Genomic DNA, 18,834 nt, shown 5'->3' with positions numbered 1-18,834 from the left:
CCGGACGGGGAGGCTGCCGCGAGCGAAACACGGAATGATGACACGGAATGGCAGCGCCGCGCCATAGTATAAAGCAAAAAAATCAGACTCAACACTTGCAGAGAGAGCGGGAATCTGTTATCTTTGCGAAAACCATTTTTTCAATCACACGCGAGCCATGAATAGCAAAAGCCTCGTTTCAATCGACGATATAAGCCGCGACGAGATACTCCAGCTTCTGGAGTCGGCGCGCCACTTCGAAGAGAATCCCAACCGACGTCTGCTTGAAGGCAAGGTTGTGGCCACACTGTTTTTCGAACCATCCACACGTACACGACTGAGCTTTGAAACGGCCGTCAACCGGCTCGGCGGACGTGTCATAGGCTTCTCCGATGCGAGCACAAGCAGCTCGGCTAAAGGAGAGACCCTCAAGGACACCATAAAGATGGTGAGCAACTACGTGGATCTGATCGTGATGCGCCACTATCTCGAAGGCGCGGCAAGATATGCCACCGAAGTGACCGACGTGCCGGTGATAAATGCCGGCGACGGCGCCAACCAGCATCCGTCGCAGACAATGCTCGACCTCTATTCGATCTACAAGACCCAGGGGAAACTGGAGGATCTTACCATCACTATGGTGGGCGATCTGAAGTATGGACGCACGGTGCATTCGCTCATCCAGGCTATGAGATACTTCAATCCGACGTTTCATTTCGTGGCTTGCGAGGAGTTGAGAATGCCCGACGAATACAAGGATCTGTGTGACCGCAACGGCATAAAGTACACCGAACACACTGACTTCTCGCCCGAAGTGATAAATGCATCCGACATACTGTACATGACACGAGTGCAGCGCGAGCGGTTCACCGACATCATGGAATATGAAAAGGTGAAAAACCTCTATACACTGCGCAACGCCATGCTTGCCGATGCCAAGGACAACCTCAGAGTGCTGCATCCGCTCCCCCGCATCACCGAGATCGATCAGGATGTGGACGACAATCCGAAAGCCTACTACTTCGATCAGGCGCGCAACGGACTGTATGCCCGCCAGGCTATAATATGCCGCGCGCTCGGCATCGAGAACGCTTGACCACCTATCCTCTCTAATCAGTAAACGTCAATGAATACCGCAAAAAAAGAGCTTGCCGTGGCGGCGCTGCGCAACGGCACAGTGATAGACCATATACCGAGTACAGCACTGTTCAAGGTTGTGAAGCTTCTCGGCATAGAGAACGTAGACACCCATGTCACGATCGGCAATAACCTTGATTCGCGACTGATGGGCAGCAAGGGAATAATAAAGATCGCCGACGTGTTTTTCCCCGAGGAGACACTCAACCGCATCGCCATCATAGCCCCCGGAGCAGTAATCAATATAATCCGTGACTTTGAGGTCGTGGAAAAACACCATGTAGAGCTTCCCGACGAGATCGTAGGGATCGTGCGTTGCGGGAATCCAAAGTGCATCACCAACAATGAGCCGATGCGCACACGCTTCACGGTGGCTCACGACAGGAATTCGCTCACGCTCCGCTGCAACTACTGCTGCAAGGAAGTGAGAAGCGCCGATGTGCAACTCTGCTGAGACAGGCGATGAAACAGATCTGGAAGCCCGGGACGATGATATATCCGTTGCCGGCGGTGCTGGTGAGCTGCGGCGACATGGAACGCTCCAACCTCATCACCGTGGCATGGACCGGCACCATCTGCACCAACCCGGCCATGTGCTATATCTCCGTCAGACCAGAGCGCCACTCTTACCCGATCATAGCATCGACGATGGAGTTCACGATCAATCTCACCACTGAAAGCATGGCTCACGCTACTGATCTCTGCGGAGTGAAGTCGGGGCGCGACATCGACAAGTGGGAGGTGACCGGACTGACAAAAGGGAAAGGCGTCAATGTGTCGTGTCCGTATATCGTGGAGTCGCCTTTAAGCATCGAATGCCGCGTGAAGGAGATAATGCATCTCGGCAGTCATGACATGATGATAGCCGAGGTGCTCGGCGTGCTTGCCGACGACAGTCTGCTTGATCCGTCGACCGGCGCTTTCGATCTCGGACAGGCCGGACTCATCAACTACTCACATGGCCATTACTACCGTCAAGGCGAGGAGATAGGCCGGTTTGGCTGGACTGTCAAAAAGAAATGACCGCGATAGCCTTGCTTGTAACGGTGGCTCTGCTGGTGGGCACGGCCACGATGTACGTGCGCTCGCAGCGCCGTCTGCACGAGTCGGAACAACAGCGCGTCAGGCTTGAGGAACGCCTAAGACTGGCCGCCACGGCCGCCGAGGAAGAACGGTGTCGGCGCGACGAGGATGCCGAACGGTTCAGACACATTGCATCGGATATAATGGCTGCTCAGGCCAGCGACATGCGGCATCGCAACGAGGAGCGGCTGCAACAGGTGCTCGCGCCGCTAAAAGCCGACATAGAGCGATTCAGCGCCACCGTGGGACAATGTTATGCCGATGAGGCGCGTGAGCGTTTCTCGCTGCAACAGGCTATACGCACTCTGGTGGAAACCAACCAGAACATCGGACGCGAGGCTCGCGAACTATCGCAGGCTCTGCGCGGCAACAACCGCCGTCAGGGACAATGGGGCGAGATAGTGCTCCAGACAATACTTGAAAAATCAGGACTCCGCGAAGGGCATGAGTTCACCACACAGGCTTCACACGACACCGGAACCGACGAGGGAGAGAGGCTAAGGCTTCGTCCGGACGTAGTGGTGCACTATCCCGACCGAAGGTGTATAATTATCGATTCAAAAGCCTCGCTCACAGCCTTTATCGAGCTGACCGAGGCGCGCGACGACGAGGCGCGCAAACTTGCAGCCCGCCGCCACGTGGAGTCGGTGCGACGCCATGTGGATATGCTCGGGGCAAAACATTACGAGAATCTTGCCGGCGACGAAACGCTCGACTTCGTCATGATGTTCATACCCAACGAGGCGGCATATCTGGCCGCTATGCAACACGATGCCGATCTATGGCAACGGGCCTATGACAAGAGGGTGCTGATAGTGTCGCCGACACATCTCATATCGGCGTTAAGGCTGATATCGCAGCTATGGGTGCGCGACAAGCAGACGCGCAACACCATAGAGATAGCCGAAGCCGCCGGGCGGATGTACGACAAATTTTCCGACTTTGTAAAGGATCTCAACAAGATCGGCGCATCGCTCGGTGCTGCACAACGAGCCTATGATGCGGCCGTCAACAAACTCAGCGGCGGCAAGGGATCGCTGATGTCAAGAGCCGAGAAACTTCAGGAGATGGGTGCCAAGGTGAGCAAGCAGCTTCGCAAGGAGTGACGTACGTTATCCGCCCCGCCCCACTACATAGATTTTTTCTTTCAGATTTCGTCGAGCTGCCGGAGCCACATGGCTGCGGTGGCGTCGGAAGGCATGCGCCAGTCGCCACGAGGCGACAGACCTACGCTGCCCACTTTGGGGCCGTCAGGCATGGCCTGACGCTTGAACTGCTGGGTAAAGAATCTGCGGCAGAACGTGCGAAGCCAGTGCATTATGACTTCCGGGGCATAAGCGCTACGGAATGCGTTGATGGCAAGATAATAGATGCGCCGCGGCGAAAATCCGAAACGGATGAAGTAGAACAGGAAGAAATCATGAAGCTCGTAAGGTCCGACAAGATCCTCTGTCTTCTGCTTGATGGCGCCCTCGCTGTCGGCCGGAGTCAGTTCGGGGCTGATGGGTGTGGAAACGACGTCGGCGAGCGTGGCCGCGAGCTTAGGCTCCGCCTGCGACGCGAACCAGCTGACGATGCTGCGGATCAGCGTTTTCGGTACTCCGGCATTGATAGAATACATCGACATCTGGTCGCCATTGTAGGTGCACCATCCAAGAGCGATCTCCGACATGTCGCCGGTGCCGATCACTATTGCTTCTTCCTGATTGGCCACGTCCATCAGTATCTGTGTGCGCTCTCTCGCCTGTGCATTCTCATAGGCGGCATCATGCACATGCGGATCATGTCGGATGTCGGCGAAATGCTGCATTACAGCCGTTGAAATAGGAATTTCCCTCATCGTGATACCAAGACAGCGCATCATTTCAAGTGCATTGGTATAGGTGCGGTCGGTGGTGCCGAATCCGGGCATAGTTATGCCGATTATGCCGCTGCGGTCATACCCCAGACGGTCGAACGTGCGCACGGTGATAAGAAGTGCGAGCGTAGAATCCAGGCCGCCTGAAATACCGATAACGGCCCGGCGACATCCGATGGCCGTCAGCCGCTGCGAGAGAGCCGTCACAAGAATATGATCCACTTCCTCGCATGTATCGGCAAGGCTTGTCGGATCTGATGGCACGAACGGATGCGGATCGATGGTGCGATAGGTCAGTCCGTAATCCATGTCAAACGGACTTTCGGGCGGGATTTCCGTGAGCCTCGGCGCCTGACGCCCGTGCCGGCGCGCGCAGTCGGCGAATGTGGAACTGTGGATGCGGTCGTGGCGCAGAGCCTCAATATCGATGTCGGCTATAACGCAGTTGTCATCGGGGTTCCAGCGGTCGTTTGCCACAAGCAGGCGTCCCTGTTCGGCCACAATGGCCTTGCCGGAGAACACAACATCGGACGACGACTCTCCCCTGCCCGCCGACGCATAGACATAACCGGCTTTGCAACGCGCCGACTGCTGGCGGATGAGAGTGAGCGACGAAGCATGCTTGCCGACAAGCTCGTCGGACGCCGAGAGATTGAAGATCACCTCGGCTCCGGCCATGGCCAGCGAGCAGGAGGGCGGCACAGTGACCCACAGGTCCTCGCAGATCTCCATGCCGATATAAACTCCATGGGTCAGTATTACAGGCTGGTATTCATCGTTGGGCGCCGGAGCAAACCATCGGCGCTCGTAGAATTCATTATAATTAGGTATATAAGTCTTGCGGATTATCGTCGACACGCCTTTGGATACGTGGGCGGCACAATTGAATACTGTGCCCTCCGACGCCACCGGCAGGCCGACGATCAGATCAATAGTCTTATCGCGAGTGAAATCCTCGATACGACGCAGGCCGGCCAACGCTTTCTGCAACAGAAGCTCTGTGTGGAACAGATCGCCGCATGTATAACCCGTGATGCTCAACTCCGGGAACACCACCACCTCTACACCCTTGGCGTCAAGCTCCGCGGCATAGCGGATAATGACATCGACATTTGCATCGACATCAGCCACTCTGACATGAGGCGCCACGGCCGCAACTCTGAAAAATCCGTTGGTCATATATATCTATGTATTCTGTTAGCACGTTAAATGTTGTCGCGTGCAAAATTACAAAAAGCCTTTTATCGCATATTCTAAAAATGGCTAAAAAATCGAGGTGATTTTGTGTTTACTCAATTAATCCGTAATTTTGCGTGAACATTTACACAGATCCTTTCACTGACACTATGTCGCATATCAACCTCAGAGGAATGGGCGTGGCACTTATCACGCCGTTCAAAAAAGACAAATCAGTCGATTATCAGGCGCTGGCACGCCTGCTCGACTATCAGATAAAAAACGGGGTAGACTATCTTGTGGTGCTGGGCACTACGGCCGAGACGCCGGCACTCAGCCCCGAGGAGCGGCGTGACATAAAACAATTCGTGGCCGACCACGTCGGAGGTCGCGTGCCCCTGGTAGTAGGCTGCGGCGGCAACTGCACCGCCGACGTTGTCAAAGAGGCCGAGCGCGTGGACAGCTCGCAGTTCGACGCCATACTGTCGGTAGTCCCCTACTACAACAAACCATCTCAGGAGGGCATCTACCAGCACTATTCGGCCATAGCGAAGGCATCGCCTGTGCCGGTGATACTGTATAACGTTCCAGGACGTACCGGCGTCAACATGACCGCCGACACTACCCTGCGGCTCGCCGCCGACCATCCGGGCATAGTGGCGATAAAAGAAGCTTCGGGCAACATCAACCAGATGGACGATATAATCAAACACAAGTCCGACAGCTTCTCGGTGATATCGGGCGATGACGGCATCACCTTTCCGCTGATCACTCTCGGCGCTATAGGAGTGATCTCAGTGATAGGCAACGCCTTTCCAAAAGAATTCGCCAAAATGACACGTCTGGCGCTCGAAGGAGATTTCGATGCAGCCCGCATGATCCACCACCGCTTCACCGACCTGTTCTCGCTGCTGTTTGTCGACGGCAATCCCGCAGGCGTGAAATGCCTGCTCCATGCTATGGGATTTATAGAGAACGAGTTACGCCTTCCTCTTGTTCCGACGCGCATCACTACTTACGAAAAGATACGCAAAGTGCTTGACTCGCTCAACTAAATTTTGTAACTTTGCGCCCGTAAATACGCCAATCGGTCCGGTAGCTCAGCTGGATAGAGCATCTGCCTTCTAAGCAGACGGTCATGCGTTCGAGTCGCATCCGGATCACATAATATAAAGTGTTGAAAATAAGCTAATTAAAGTTTATTCTCAACGCTTTATTTGTATCTATTAGTGAAATTTAGGCTCTTTTATCGGCTCAAGCCGAAAGCACGGTGCATATGTTAAATTGGGCAATTAGAAGTGTTAAATTTTTAAGCGTAGAGTTTGACCAATCGGAAGATGAAGAAGTCGCGGTCTCGGACACCACGCATTTGTGAGCGAAATATTTTGACTTTAGAGTTGAATGCCTCGGCAGAGGCATTGGTCGCATGATGACGGAAGTAGTTCAGGCTCAAGCCGAAAGCACGGTGCATATGTTAAATTGGGCAATTAGAAGTGTTAAATTTTTAGGCGTAGAGTTTGACTAATCGGGCTCAAGCCGAAAAGCACGGTGCATATGTTAAATTGGGCAATTAGAAGTGTTAAATTTTTAGGCGTAGAGTTTGACTAATCGGAAGATGAAGAAGTCGCGGTCCCGGACACCACGCATTTGTGAGCGAAATATTTTGACTTTAGAGTTGAATGCCTCGGCAGAGGCATTGGTCGCACGACGACGGAAATAGTTCAGGATTGTTGGGGCGTGGTTCTTGAATGTTTTGATTACCGAGCGGAAGTTGTTGTTACCCAATGCCATTACCTTTTCATACCACTTGTTCATCCTCCCCATGGCTTTTGTCGGTGAGATTTTAGCGTTGAAAATCTTGCGCAGCTCCATCGCAAGGCTGTATGCAGCCTTCAACATTGGATAGTATTTGAACAGTATGTTGACACGATGGCGCTGTATGTCAGTCCATTTGTTCTGCGACATCATCAGAGTGTGTTTGCTGCGGGCCAGTATCTGGCGCATGGTCTCTCCGTTGGAGTACGTTACCGGCGGTTCGGACTTGTTGCGGTTGTTTTCCTCTGCGATGAGCTGTCGGCGAATGTCAATGCGGATTTCGTCAACGGCCTCATTATAGACCTGTTGGACATGAAAACGGTCGTTGACTACATGGGCGTTATAGAACACTTCTGCGGCTATGAGCATCATTGATGGCGAGAGATCGCAGGTCACTTCCTTGACCCTGCGTCTGATTGATTTCTCCATAGCTCCGATGAGTATGGATATAATTTCGTCACTCTTTGTTCCGGGAATGGCTGCCGCAAGTGTTCCCTTGCCTCCGTGGCCGTCCTTGTTGGTCAGGAACGTCCATACCTCCCCGTTGCTCAGACACGTCTCATCAAGACTCATGTAAGGGCCGATATTATCGGCGTTGAAATAGAACCCACAGCCAAGCTCCTGTTCGCACCAGTCGGCGTAACCGCTTATCTTATTGCGGTACAAGTCGGCAAAATGTTTGCCGTTGACGCAGTACATCTGCGCTATCTGTTTAATCGACAGGGCTGTCGTCTCCACCTTCGTCTTTTAAAAAAGCCACGAACTCGGCGCTGAGTCGTGTTCCTTCCTCGTTGGGAAGTTCGAGATTGTAGCTGAAGATTTCGTTGGTCTGCCTGTCCCACCACTTGTTCTTGCGCATGTGAAGAAATACAGGCCGTCCACGCATCGGATAGTCCTGTATTGTTACATAATCCGTATAGCCTCGCGCTACGATATTTGGATTACGATAGTCTTCATCAGACAGTTTCTTCTTTTCGTCAAGCCATATGTCATAGGACTGTTCCGTGCGCTCGAAGCGCACCATTTCAAATAGTTCGTCCATGCCCTCGGGCAGGCACATCCATATTGCATCTGCGGTTTTCATGCCACAAATTTAACACTTTTCTCAAAATTCATGCACCGTGCTTTCGGCTTGACCCGTTTTTAGGTGGGTAGGGTTTGTTAATTGATGTTAGAAAATTGGGGCGTGGAACGATTGTATTAACACTTTAATCTATTGATTTTCAGGCAAATACACCCGTGGAACAATTTTGAATTAAAAAACAGTCTCAAAAATCGAGTTACGGAGCTATCGCGGACGATGCTGCCACGTTGTTTTAGTATCTTATCCATAATTTCCCGGCTATAGATTCCATGACCCCAAAATTAGCGAAATAATCCGAAAAACAAACCGATTGGTTTGTTTTTAACACATAAAAAAGCGGCTGAAAACACAAAACCGCTCGAATTTTAACATTTCAGGCTTTTAACAGCGAATAGACGAAGCGCAGTTCCCTTGCAAGCCGTTGTATGTCAAGCCCCCTCAAAAAAGACTGCTCAAAGGACAGACCGAAAAACACCTGCCGGAACAGCATGGCTGTGTCCTCGATGTCCACATCCTGCCGTATCTCCCCTGTGTCCTTTGCCGACTGTATGGCGGCTCTCCAAAACTCGTAGTCCTGCCGGAACATGCCTGCTATCTTTTCCTCCACATCCGGATAATAAAGCCGTACCTGCATCATAAGATGGTAATAATAGAAATTGAAGCTGCATCCTGCCGGATTGTTGCCGTCATCAAGAAGCGATATGAGTTTCCGCATGGTCTGTTCCACACCTTTTATATATTGTTCGATAAATTCCGACAGGGTGGCAGCCTTGAAACGGAACTTATTTGCCACCGACTGCATCCCGAAAACATATTTATCTATAACCGCAACAAAAAGATCCAGCTTTATCGGATAATAGTACACCAGCCCGGCTTTCGTCAGCCCGCAGGCTTTTCCGATCTCTACCTGACTTGCCTTCTCATAATTCATCTTGGCGAAAACGCGCAGTGCGTTTTCAAGCACTTCTTCACGGTTGGTTATCATGATAAAATTAAATTGATTGATATTTATCTTCCAAAGATAGGACATTATCTTGAGATACAGGTAAGAAACGCTGAAGAATCTTCCATATTCAGATAGACCGACCGCGTCTGCATAACAGTGCGGTCGGTCTGTAATGGCATGGGTCATATCTTTATCCCTTTCGGGCGGTTTTCATTCTTTAACTGAAAACCCGGACGTCCGATGATGACATGGTCGGCAATTTCATTGCCCGATGGACTTCGTTCATTCATTGGGTTGCGAATCCGGGGAGCTTCCTCGGTATGCTGTGACGGCAAGTTCCGTACACCTTCCGCATCCGGTCTGACCTCCTGCCCGTCGTTTTCCTTTTCGGCGACTTCGGGCGTAGGCGGCGCAAGTTCCAGCTGGATCTTGCGGTCAAGCGCGGCAAGTTCGGACTTCAACTGTTTCAGCTCGTCCTCCTTTTTCCACACCTTGCCCGCTATCTCCTGCAACTGCGGAATCTCCTTTTCCAGCACCTCGTTCTTTGCCTTGTACTGGTCGATGGTGGAGGGTATCTTCTCCAGCCATAGGGCGACCACGCTCCATTTTCAGCTTGAAAAATCAAGCCATTAACTGAATATCCCTAATTAAAATCCGTTTCATGCTGTCATTGGTTTATTGCTTGTTTTAATGTTTTTGATTGCCTGTAGAAAGGAACTGATAAAGGAATGAAGATAATACAAGAGCATCAGATAGGAATATGAGGGGGCTCCTTCATCAAAATCTTCATGGGTCATCCCTTTGGAATGTATGGCGATGCTGTGTTCGATAAAACCTTTCTCCAAACCCGCATCTCCATTAATCTTCACTGTATCAACATTTGAACTGAGTATGCTGTCAGCTAATTGAGACAGTCGGACAATCCCTCCACGAATTGTTTCGATCTCACATTTGTAAGAGATAGGTATATAGCCATCCGGGGACGTGACAAGATGACGTGTGGTTTCGGCAATCTTGTCCGTAGCCTCAAGCATATATTCACAATATAGCGCAGTCCTGCCGATAGTATCATCAGAGTCCGCCGAACAATTCCGGACTTTCTCACTGATTATGTCAATGGTTTCTGACCCGATTCGATGATTCTTGCAAACGGCTATACTGTCATTGTTTGAAAGACATTTCAGCGCTTTGTCGATAATCGGACCGCATGACTGCATCGTCACGGTCAAACAAGACTTTCCGACAGGACTATTGGGAATAATACAACACATTTCCTTGATTTTGTGTCTGCGTATATGCCGTCGCAACATAACGATGATTCCGGCCAGAGCCATTATCGAGAGAACTGTAACGTACATGATTTATAGTATTTCTTCGATACAAAGTAACCGCATTTTTATTTCACGTTTATATCGGAAATATTAGACAAATATTAAAATCTATCAGTCAATTACGACATAAAAAAGATGGGAGACATGCACTCCCATCTCAACCTTTGGTACAATCCTTTTTACTTAGACTTTATACTGTGGGCACCATGATTTTGGCAGGGCGTGTGCGGAAATCTGAGTCGCGCAGCTTGGCAAACGCCCGCAGATATTTCCTTATTGACGATACCATTTCCTGCGTTTCCTGAAGCATATTGACATAGACATACAGAACAGCCATTGCCGATGTGTCTCCGTCGCGGAGCTGGTCATGCACACGATGATATGTGTCGGAAACAGTATCCTTTATCTCGTCACAGTGTTGGCGAAGAGTGCTTATCGTATCTGTATCCCCGCTCTCCATAAGTTTGACGGTATCATTGAACAGTGTACTTATTTGTGTCCGTATCATCTCGTATTCAGTAATATATTTGGGAGGCAGAGGAAGGAAATTGTTGTCGACATGCTCTTTGCAGACCTCGTTGATGCGGCGCAGGTTGTAAAGTATGCCCATACAGCAGTTGTTGCTGAGATAGAACCAAGTGCTTTTTTCTATCGCCATCTCGCGTGTCAAATGACGCAGGCACAGAGTTTCCTTCCGACGAGCGTTTTTAAGCGTGGTTTTCTGGCGGGCGAGGCTTGACTCCGTTTTGCTCAGCACCCCGGAACTTTCAGTTATGAAAGCCGATGTTATATCCCGGTATTTTTCCTCGGCATAGGTCATGAACTTCTCTTGTTGCTCGGTGATATACATCATAAGCAACGGCCATGTCTGCTCCCGATCCTGAGTGGATATTATAGTCTGGAACAGTGCATCACCGTTATCTTCTTCTGTCTTCTTTCTGAACCTCCGGTTGCTGTTGATGATTATGAATATCGTCAAAGCCGCCAACAGAAGCATCACCCACTGACCACCATAGTGCATTGCTGCAACAATCAGTCCTGCGCCGATAAACGCCGCACCCGCAGTAAGAAACCAACCGCCGATTACGGAAATCACGCCGGTGATGCGGAACACAGCACTTTCACGCCCCCATGCCCTGTCGGCAAGAGAAGTACCCATAGCGACCATAAATGTTACGAAAGTGGTTGACAGGGGCAGTTTCAGCGAGGTGCCGAGGGCAATGAGTGCTCCGGCAAGCACCAGATTGACAGAGCCGCGTATGAGGTCGAAAGCCGCACCTTGATCCATAATGGTCTCATCCACATTAAAACGACGGTTGAACCAACGGCGTACTTTCGCGGGTGTGACACGCCATAACCAAGAAAGGAATGATAAGGTCCATCTTACCAGCCGCCGGGCAATGCGGGAAGAACCAAACATCTCATCGCCACCCTGCTGGCTTCCGAGACCGATTTCAGTCTTGGTCACATTCCGGGCTTTTTTTGACGTTGCAAGTGACACCACCATTATGACTCCGGCACCGATGAGGAAATATATCGGTGTATTTGCCGGGCCGTTGAGCGAATCCATAAGGAAACCTTTGGAGTCCCCTCCGCCGTTAGCCATAAAATCCTGATATGAAGCCAGACCGCTCAAGGGAACACCTATGAAGTTCACAAGGTCATTACCTGCGAATGCCACGGCAAGCGAGAATGTACCCATCAGCACAATTACTTTCAGCACATTAACCTTGCAGACATGGAGCAGTTGCATCAGCACTGTAAAAACTGCGAAACAGGACAGTATGATCAGCGCAGTATTGTTTTTTATCCACGCTTTCAGTTCAGGGGTCATGAAAGAAAGATCTTTAGCCCCTTTAATCAGAAGAAAGTAAACAATCGCAGTTGCACATATACCTCCGAATATTCCTATCTTCCATTTCAGGTTGCTTCGGTAATTGAACGAGAACACCATACGGGATATGAACTGCACCACCGTTCCGAAGAAAAAGGCTATCGCCACCGACAGGAATATTCCGAGAATCACCGACAGGGCTTTCTCCGTGTTAAGCAAGTCATCGAAACCGAGACCGATGCCTCCTGCCATTTTAATCAATGCAACGACAAAGGTGGCTCCCAGCAGCTCGAAAACCATTGACACGGTTGTCGATGTCGGCATACCCAGCGAGTTGAACACGTCGAGAAGGATGATGTCCGTGACCATTACCGCCATGAAGATGCAGATAAGGTCATAGAACGAAAAATGCTCGGGACGGAAAATTCCGTGCCGGGCAATCTCCATCATACCGTTGCTCATTGCCGCACCGATGAACACACCGATGGAAGCGACAATCAGGACTCTTTTGAATGATGCCGCCTTAGACCCGATAGCCGAGTTCAGGAAGTTGACAGCATCGTTACTCACACCTACTGACAGGTCAAACACAGCCAGCAGGAAAAGAAAAATTACTACGCAAAGAAACAGTATTTCCATTGTTATCTCAATTACTTATTCTGCCGCAAAGTAACTAAGAAAACATTTCATGATTATTTCAAAATCCTTAACCATTTATTAAAACTGCCGGACTGACAGAGTATTTAGAGTATGTTTGAATTTAACACGAAGAAATATATAGGGACTTCTTTCCATCCCCTCAAAGGTCTTTTCGGGCGATTCGCGTCAGGTTTCATCGGTCACGATGCCCGCATCGCTCCCTCATCAACTCACGCGAATCTCTCCGAAAATCCTCTTTGAGTGAATAGAAGTGAAATTCAAACACTCTCATAGAGATTGGCTAAATTTATATAATACGGATTTTGAGAAGGATTGTCAGATGGATTTTTGTTTGTGATGAGGGAGTGTAGCCGTAGCTACATGACCGGGGAGCAAACAAAAAGACGCTGGAAAGACTCTCAAAAGCAAAGTGATATGAATTTTAGACAATCTCTTAATTGCGGTCAAACCTTATATAGCTCTGTTCGATGGGTTTATACGTCGGGTCATACCACAGACGGCTTGAAATCATCAGATCCGCACTTATTCGGTTGCAGGCAATCGGCACGTTGTGGAGACGACATTGACGCAAAAGCATCTGAATGTCCGCCTCGTGGGGCTGCGCATTGAGGTCGTCTATCAGGAATATGGCAAGATCAATTTCGTTTCTTACCACCATTGCCGCTATTTCGGCATCACCGCCCATCGGTCCGGAGTTCATACATTCGACTTGGGCATATATTCCTGCTTCTGAGAAAGCATTCTTTATAAGCCCTCCAGTCGTGCCGGTACATACCAGCTCATGCTGTGAAAGGTATTGGGCGTTGAATTTTACCCAATCGACCATATCGGCTTTGCGTTGGTCGTGAGCTACAAGCGCGATTTTCAGTTTTGTCTTCATTTTGAGTTTCTTGAAAATATTATTTTGAACAATAATCCGCCTGAGCATTGAGTTTCGGCGGAGATTTCACCGCCATGAAGAATCACGGCGTTTTTCACTATCGAAAGCCCGAGTCCGGTGCCACCGGCCGCTCGTGACCGTCCCTTGTCAATGCGATAGAACCTTTCAAACAGTCTTGGCAGGTGTTCGGGAGGAACGCCGCATCCGTTGTCGGACAATGCAATTACAACTTTATCGTTGTCGATACTGATTAATTCTATTTTTATTCTGGTTCCTCCACAATAAACAATCGCATTGTCTATAAGGTTGTTGAAAACGGCCTCAAGCAGAGAAGCATTACCGGCCATGATTACGTTATGAGAAACAAAATTCTCAATCCTTATGCCCTTTGTGGCGGCGATTATCTGTCGGTCCTCAACCACGTCATTTATTATATCCGTGAGATTAACCTGTTCTTTTAATATAGAGGCGCTTCCGTCGTCCATGCGTGTCAGGAGCGAGACATCGGTCAGAAGCCTTTGGAGCCTTTCTGTGTTTGTAAGACAACGTTGCAGGAACAATATCTGCTTTTCATCGCTCATATTCCTGTGTGCCAGCATCGTCTCCACACTGACCCTGATTGATGCGACCGGGGTTTTCAGTTCGTGGTTTATGTTATTCGTGAGTTGCTTTTTGATGCGTTCCTTTTCAAGCTGTTCATGGAGGGCTGCGCGATGTTCGCTGTCCCTGTCAGCGACAGCCTGTTGCAAACGGGCATAAAGGCGGACAATGTGGTTTGAAATCTCGCCAAGCTCGTCATGGGGGAACGGTTCGGTGTCGGAAATCTGGGCACCGTTTTCTACGTTTTCCGCAAATCTGTTCAGCCTGATTATGTGGAGGCCGACCCTTCGGGTTGCGAAATAGCCAAGTACGCACATCACCATTGTGATAATCCCCATAATCCACAGAAAGCCATAATCGGCCTGCAACAGTCCTCTGAATGAAACCGAATACGGCACCGCAGTACGGACAATATTCCCGTCATCGCTCTTTTTCGCCGAGTAAAAATAATTGTTGCCGGTACTCTCGCTGTGGCGCCTTACGGCATAGCCTGACCCAAGCCGCAGTGCGTCTCGGATTTCCTGTCGGTCAAGATGATTGGTTTTCGGAAGGGAATCAAGGGTGTTGTCGTAAATGATATGCCCGTCCTCGGAAATCACGCTGACACGGATATCGTCAAACGGTTTGAAATCGTCGAGTCTGATATCCGGCACATCGTGTCCTTCACCAAGTTCGGTAAGGATATATGTGTTGATAAGCTGTAGTTGCTTGTCAATCTCCTCCGCCTTGAATTCCTTTTCCCTGTGATACTGAAACACGACAAAGCAACCGACCATCAGCAAGGAATACCCAAGAAGCCACACGAACAGCCGCTGCGGATAGGAGAACTTATTCAATAAACCCATAACCGTAGCCCGAGCGAGTTACAATATTCTTGCCGTAGATGCCGATTTTCTGGCGTATACGGGTTATGTTCACATCTACAACCCTGTCAAGCACCACAACCTCGTCGGGCCATATCTCGTTGAGCAAATCCGCGCGGGTGAAAACCTGCCCCCGGTTGGAGATTAGTTTGAGCAGTATCTCAAACTCCTTTTTAGGCATTTTCACCTCCGTTCCGTCAACCGTGCAGGTCCTGTTTTTTGCAGACAGAACCAGCCCCTTGTATGAAACAAGGTCAGAATCAGTCTTGGCATGTGCGACAGAAGCCCCAGTCCGGCGAAGCACAGTACGAACACGAGCGAGTACGGCATTAAGAGAATAAGGCTTCATTATGTAGTCGTCTGCTCCGAGGTCGAGACCGGCAATCATATCCTCCTCCGTGTCTTTGGCCGTGCAGAATATGATGGGAACGGAGGCAGTTGCCGGATTCGACTTCATTATGCGTGCCAGTTGAGTCCCGGATATTTCCCCCATCATAATATCAAGGAGTATCAGGTCATAGGCGGCAAGGTTGAGGGCAAGAGCCTCCTCCGCGCTATACGCCATGTCAACCTGATAGCCTTCCGCTTCAAGATTGAATCCGAGGCCGTCACACAAAGCCTCCTCATCGTCGACAACAAGTATCTTCTTTTTTGTTTCCATGCTGCAAAATTACTAATAATAGGTCAAATACTGTCCTAATGCTCAAAAGTTTAATAAAAGTTTAATGACACAATTTATTTCATAAAATCTAAACAAATCTGATAAACCCATGAAATATTAGTTGGCGAATTTTGCAACGTGAATCAGAAACAAAACAACAATCACAATGAAAAAAGTAATGTCAACTTTTTTGGTCGCGCTTGCTTCAAGTCTGACCATTATGGCGGCTGACAGTCCGAAATACGGACAACTTAAAGGCCGCATCCTTGACAATGAGAAGAACCCGCTGCCGGGAGCGGTGGTTATCATTGACAGCAACAAGCTGTCGGCGGTTACGGATCTCGACGGCTTTTTCTCGTTTGCCAACCTTTCATCCGGGGATCATAATCTGAAAGTAACTTATATCGGTTTTCTCCCGGTCAGTAAAACAATCGTGGTTTCGGAAGAATCGACGGTTGACGACATTGTAATGTCGGATACATCACGGGAACTGAATGAAGTTGTAGTGACCGGCGTTTTCTCCGGGCAGCAAAGAGCCATAAATGCCCAGAAGAACAATATCAATATAACCAATGTGGTGTCTGCCGACCAGATTGGCAAATTCCCCGACTCGAATATCGGAGACGCTCTGAAACGTATAAGCGGTATCAATGTGCAGTATGATCAGGGCGAGGCCCGTTTCGGTCAGGTACGCGGCACTCCGGCTGAGTTCAGTTCAGTGACAATCAACGGGTCAAGACTGCCATCGGCCGAGGGAGACATTCGCAATGTCCAGCTTGACCTCATACCGTCCGATATGATTCAGACAATAGAGGTCAGCAAGACACTTATGCCGGATCAGGACGGCGATGCCATCGGCGGTTCTATCAACCTCGTTACGAAAAATTCTCCACACAGATTTACTGTCGGAGCCGTAGCGGGAACAGGCTACAACTGGATAAGCCGTAAGGCGCAGATGAATGTCGGACTCACTCTCGGTAACCGTTTCTTCAATGACCGCTTCGGAGTGATGCTTGCAGCCTCCTATAATAATGCGCCAGCCGGATCATATAATACAGAATTTATATGGGAAAAAGATGACGACGGCAAAATCTATGTCAACGACTATCAGATAAGGCAGTATTTTGTCACCCGCGAGCGTCAGAGTTATTCGTTGTCGCTCGACTGGAAGTTCAACGACTACAACAAGATATGGTTCAAAGGTATCTTCAACAACCGCAACGACTGGGAAAACCGCTATCGCACGACGCTGAAAGACATGACCCCGGAGGGGAAAGCCGATGTCAGGGTGCAGACCAAAGGTGGCACGCCCGACAACCGCAACGCCCGTCTGGAACGCCAACGCACCATGGACTTCACTCTCGGAGGCGAGAACCGTCTCGGCATTTTCGGTATTGACTGGAAATTAGGATATGCGAGAGCCTCCGAGGAAAGGCCTAACGAGCGCTATATCGATTATCGTCTGAAAAAACAGAAGTTCAGTATTGATCTGTCGAATCCGCGGGAGCCGCTTGCCACTCCGGAGGAAGGCTCCACTATTACACTCAATGATGATTTCTCACTCAAGGAACTGACACAGCAGCAGGAAGATATTGTCGAGAAGGACTTCAAGGCAGCTCTTGATTTCAAGACAAAACTCAGCGACAGGGCAAAGCTCAAATTCGGCTTCAAATTCGTCAGCAAGTTCAAGAACAAAGAGATAGACTTCTACGAATACACTCCCATTGATGAGAAGGCCTTTGACAAGGATGCTTTCTCCCATACTGTCGATATGACTACAGACCGTTTTATGCCTTCGGCTAAATACAAGGCGGGAACATTCATTGACAAATATTTTCTCGGCTTTCTGAATCTTGATGATAAAAATCAGTTTGAGAGCGAACAGGTGGCTGAGGAACTTGCGGGCAATTACCACGCCCGAGAGAATGTCACTTCCGGTTACATGCGCATCGACTCACGGCTCGCGGACAATCTTCAGTTTATGGGAGGATTGAGAGTGGAGAACACCGACTTGCGTTACATCGGCAGAATCTATGACGACGAGACCGGAGAGGTGTCGAAAACCGCGCCGGCAACTTCAAGCTACATAAACTTCCTCCCATCGCTTCTTCTGAAATGGGAGATAAATAAGGATTTCCTGTTCCGTGCGGGCTACAACCAGTCAATATCCCGTCCAAAATATTCGGCACTCGTCCCGGGAATGAAAATAAGCCGCGGCGACAATGAGATAACGGTGGGCAACCCCGGTCTGAAGGCAACCACATCACACAACATAGACCTCAATGCCGAATATTACTGGAAGTCGATAGGACTTGTGTCTGCCGGTCTGTTCTATAAACGCATTGAGGGCTTTATTGTCGACGAGGTGGCCTACAACAAGGAATACGAAGGGAATTTATGGACGAAATTCACTCAACCGAAGAACGGCGGCAATGCCAATATATTCGGTGTTGAGCTTGCATGGCAACGCGATTTCAGTTTCATCACACCGGCGATGAAATGCCTCGGACTTTATGCAACATATACCTATACACGTTCACGCATCACCGATTTCAATTTCGAGGGTCGTGAAAACGAAAAAGGTCTAAGTCTGCCGGGTTCCCCTGAACATACCGCTAATCTCTCGCTATATTTCGACAAGTGCGGTTTCTCCGCAAGAGCCTCATTCAACTATGCCTCGGCATTTATCGACGAAATGGGCGCAAGTTCATTCTACGACCGATACTATGATGCCGTGAAATATCTGGACCTGAACGTCAGCTACACATTCGGGCGCAAAACAAAAATAACCGTATATGCCGACTGCAACAACCTTCTCAACCAGCCTCTGCGCTATTACCAAGGCAGCAAGGACTACACGATGCAACAGGAATATTACGGAGTGAAATTCAACGGCGGTGTAAAAGTAACATTCTAAAAATACAAAA

The 18,834-nt window shown here is 49.5% G+C and carries 16 protein-coding genes, 1 tRNA gene and 1 pseudogene; 7 read left to right on the top strand and 11 right to left on the bottom strand.

Annotated elements, in window-relative coordinates:
* Positions 1–157: 157 nt before the first annotated feature.
* The 4 genes from pyrB to NF347_RS04540 are packed head-to-tail and all read left to right on the top strand — an operon-like array spanning position 158 to position 3,305.
* Positions 158–1,075, top strand: a complete 918-nt coding sequence (gene pyrB / locus NF347_RS04555; RefSeq protein ID WP_107681527.1) for an aspartate carbamoyltransferase — start codon at positions 158–160, stop codon at positions 1,073–1,075.
* A 30-nt stretch (positions 1,076–1,105) separates the two neighbouring features.
* Complete coding sequence (pyrI, locus tag NF347_RS04550) at positions 1,106–1,570, top strand: aspartate carbamoyltransferase regulatory subunit (RefSeq protein WP_107681528.1); 465 nt, start codon at positions 1,106–1,108, stop codon at positions 1,568–1,570.
* An 8-nt stretch (positions 1,571–1,578) separates the two neighbouring features.
* On the top strand, positions 1,579–2,139 hold the full coding sequence (locus tag NF347_RS04545; RefSeq protein ID WP_107681529.1) for a flavin reductase family protein: 561 nt from the start codon (positions 1,579–1,581) through the stop codon (positions 2,137–2,139).
* A complete protein-coding gene (locus tag NF347_RS04540) occupies positions 2,136–3,305 on the top strand; it encodes a DNA recombination protein RmuC (RefSeq protein WP_107681530.1) in 1,170 nt (389 codons plus the stop codon). The genes NF347_RS04545 and NF347_RS04540 overlap by 4 nt, the downstream gene beginning before the upstream one ends.
* A 41-nt stretch (positions 3,306–3,346) precedes the next feature.
* Here the strand turns inward: NF347_RS04540 and NF347_RS04535 are convergent, their stop codons facing one another.
* Positions 3,347–5,236: an NAD(+) synthase gene (locus NF347_RS04535; protein ID WP_107036745.1), complete on the bottom strand. Its 1,890-nt coding sequence runs from the start codon at positions 5,234–5,236 to the stop codon at positions 3,347–3,349.
* 167 nt (positions 5,237–5,403) lie between these two features.
* Here NF347_RS04535 and dapA point away from each other — a divergent pair, with 167 nt between their 5' ends.
* Both dapA and NF347_RS04525 read left to right on the top strand, forming a co-directional pair.
* Positions 5,404–6,288 (top strand): 4-hydroxy-tetrahydrodipicolinate synthase, encoded by an 885-nt coding sequence (dapA, locus tag NF347_RS04530; RefSeq protein WP_107036746.1) that lies wholly within the window; start codon positions 5,404–5,406, stop codon positions 6,286–6,288.
* Between the two features lie 34 nt (positions 6,289–6,322).
* Positions 6,323–6,396 (top strand) — tRNA-Arg (locus NF347_RS04525).
* A gap of 146 nt (positions 6,397–6,542) precedes the next feature.
* Here the strand turns inward: NF347_RS04525 and NF347_RS04520 are convergent.
* From NF347_RS04520 to NF347_RS04475, 10 genes and pseudogenes are all read right to left on the bottom strand, one after another.
* Positions 6,543–6,704 carry a transposase gene (locus NF347_RS04520; protein WP_107037110.1) on the bottom strand — a complete coding sequence of 54 codons (162 nt, stop codon included), beginning with the start codon at positions 6,702–6,704 and terminating at the stop codon, positions 6,543–6,545.
* Between the two features lie 116 nt (positions 6,705–6,820).
* Positions 6,821–7,786 carry an ISAon1 family transposase gene (locus NF347_RS04515; protein ID WP_237613087.1) on the bottom strand — a complete coding sequence of 322 codons (966 nt, stop codon included), beginning with the start codon at positions 7,784–7,786 and terminating at the stop codon, positions 6,821–6,823.
* Positions 7,761–8,132 (bottom strand): ISAon1 family transposase N-terminal region protein, encoded by a 372-nt coding sequence (locus NF347_RS04510; RefSeq protein ID WP_107037111.1) that lies wholly within the window; start codon positions 8,130–8,132, stop codon positions 7,761–7,763. The genes NF347_RS04515 and NF347_RS04510 overlap by 26 nt, the downstream gene beginning before the upstream one ends.
* A 373-nt stretch (positions 8,133–8,505) precedes the next feature.
* Positions 8,506–9,117, bottom strand: a complete 612-nt coding sequence (locus tag NF347_RS04505; RefSeq protein ID WP_065540271.1) for a TetR/AcrR family transcriptional regulator — start codon at positions 9,115–9,117, stop codon at positions 8,506–8,508.
* Positions 9,118–9,260: 143 nt separating this feature from the next.
* Positions 9,261–9,662 (bottom strand): annotated as a pseudogene (locus tag NF347_RS04500) (hypothetical protein); the annotation flags it as partial.
* A 75-nt stretch (positions 9,663–9,737) separates the two neighbouring features.
* Positions 9,738–10,112 carry a hypothetical protein gene (locus NF347_RS04495; protein ID WP_133165465.1) on the bottom strand — a complete coding sequence of 125 codons (375 nt, stop codon included), beginning with the start codon at positions 10,110–10,112 and terminating at the stop codon, positions 9,738–9,740.
* Positions 10,113–10,599: 487 nt separating this feature from the next.
* Positions 10,600–12,882, bottom strand: coding sequence for an inorganic phosphate transporter (locus NF347_RS04490; protein WP_107036770.1), 2,283 nt, complete (start codon positions 12,880–12,882; stop codon positions 10,600–10,602).
* Between the two features lie 454 nt (positions 12,883–13,336).
* Complete coding sequence (locus tag NF347_RS04485; protein ID WP_107036771.1) at positions 13,337–13,783, bottom strand: methylglyoxal synthase; 447 nt, start codon at positions 13,781–13,783, stop codon at positions 13,337–13,339.
* Positions 13,780–15,228 (bottom strand): sensor histidine kinase, encoded by a 1,449-nt coding sequence (locus NF347_RS04480; protein ID WP_107681721.1) that lies wholly within the window; start codon positions 15,226–15,228, stop codon positions 13,780–13,782. The genes NF347_RS04485 and NF347_RS04480 overlap by 4 nt, the downstream gene beginning before the upstream one ends.
* Positions 15,212–15,907 (bottom strand): response regulator transcription factor, encoded by a 696-nt coding sequence (locus tag NF347_RS04475; protein WP_107681720.1) that lies wholly within the window; start codon positions 15,905–15,907, stop codon positions 15,212–15,214. Before NF347_RS04475 ends, NF347_RS04480 begins: the two co-directional genes overlap by 17 nt.
* A 166-nt stretch (positions 15,908–16,073) precedes the next feature.
* On the opposite strand from NF347_RS04475, the gene NF347_RS04470 reads away from it, so the two are divergent.
* Complete coding sequence (locus NF347_RS04470) at positions 16,074–18,824, top strand: TonB-dependent receptor (protein WP_107036774.1); 2,751 nt, start codon at positions 16,074–16,076, stop codon at positions 18,822–18,824.
* Positions 18,825–18,834 lie beyond the last annotated feature (10 nt).

Origin of the sequence: Paramuribaculum intestinale, assembly GCF_030759015.1 — a bacterium.
GTDB lineage: Bacteria > Bacteroidota > Bacteroidia > Bacteroidales > Muribaculaceae > Paramuribaculum > Paramuribaculum intestinale.
Note: the sequence above shows the minus strand (reverse complement) of the source record. Positions and strands in the feature narration are given on the sequence as shown.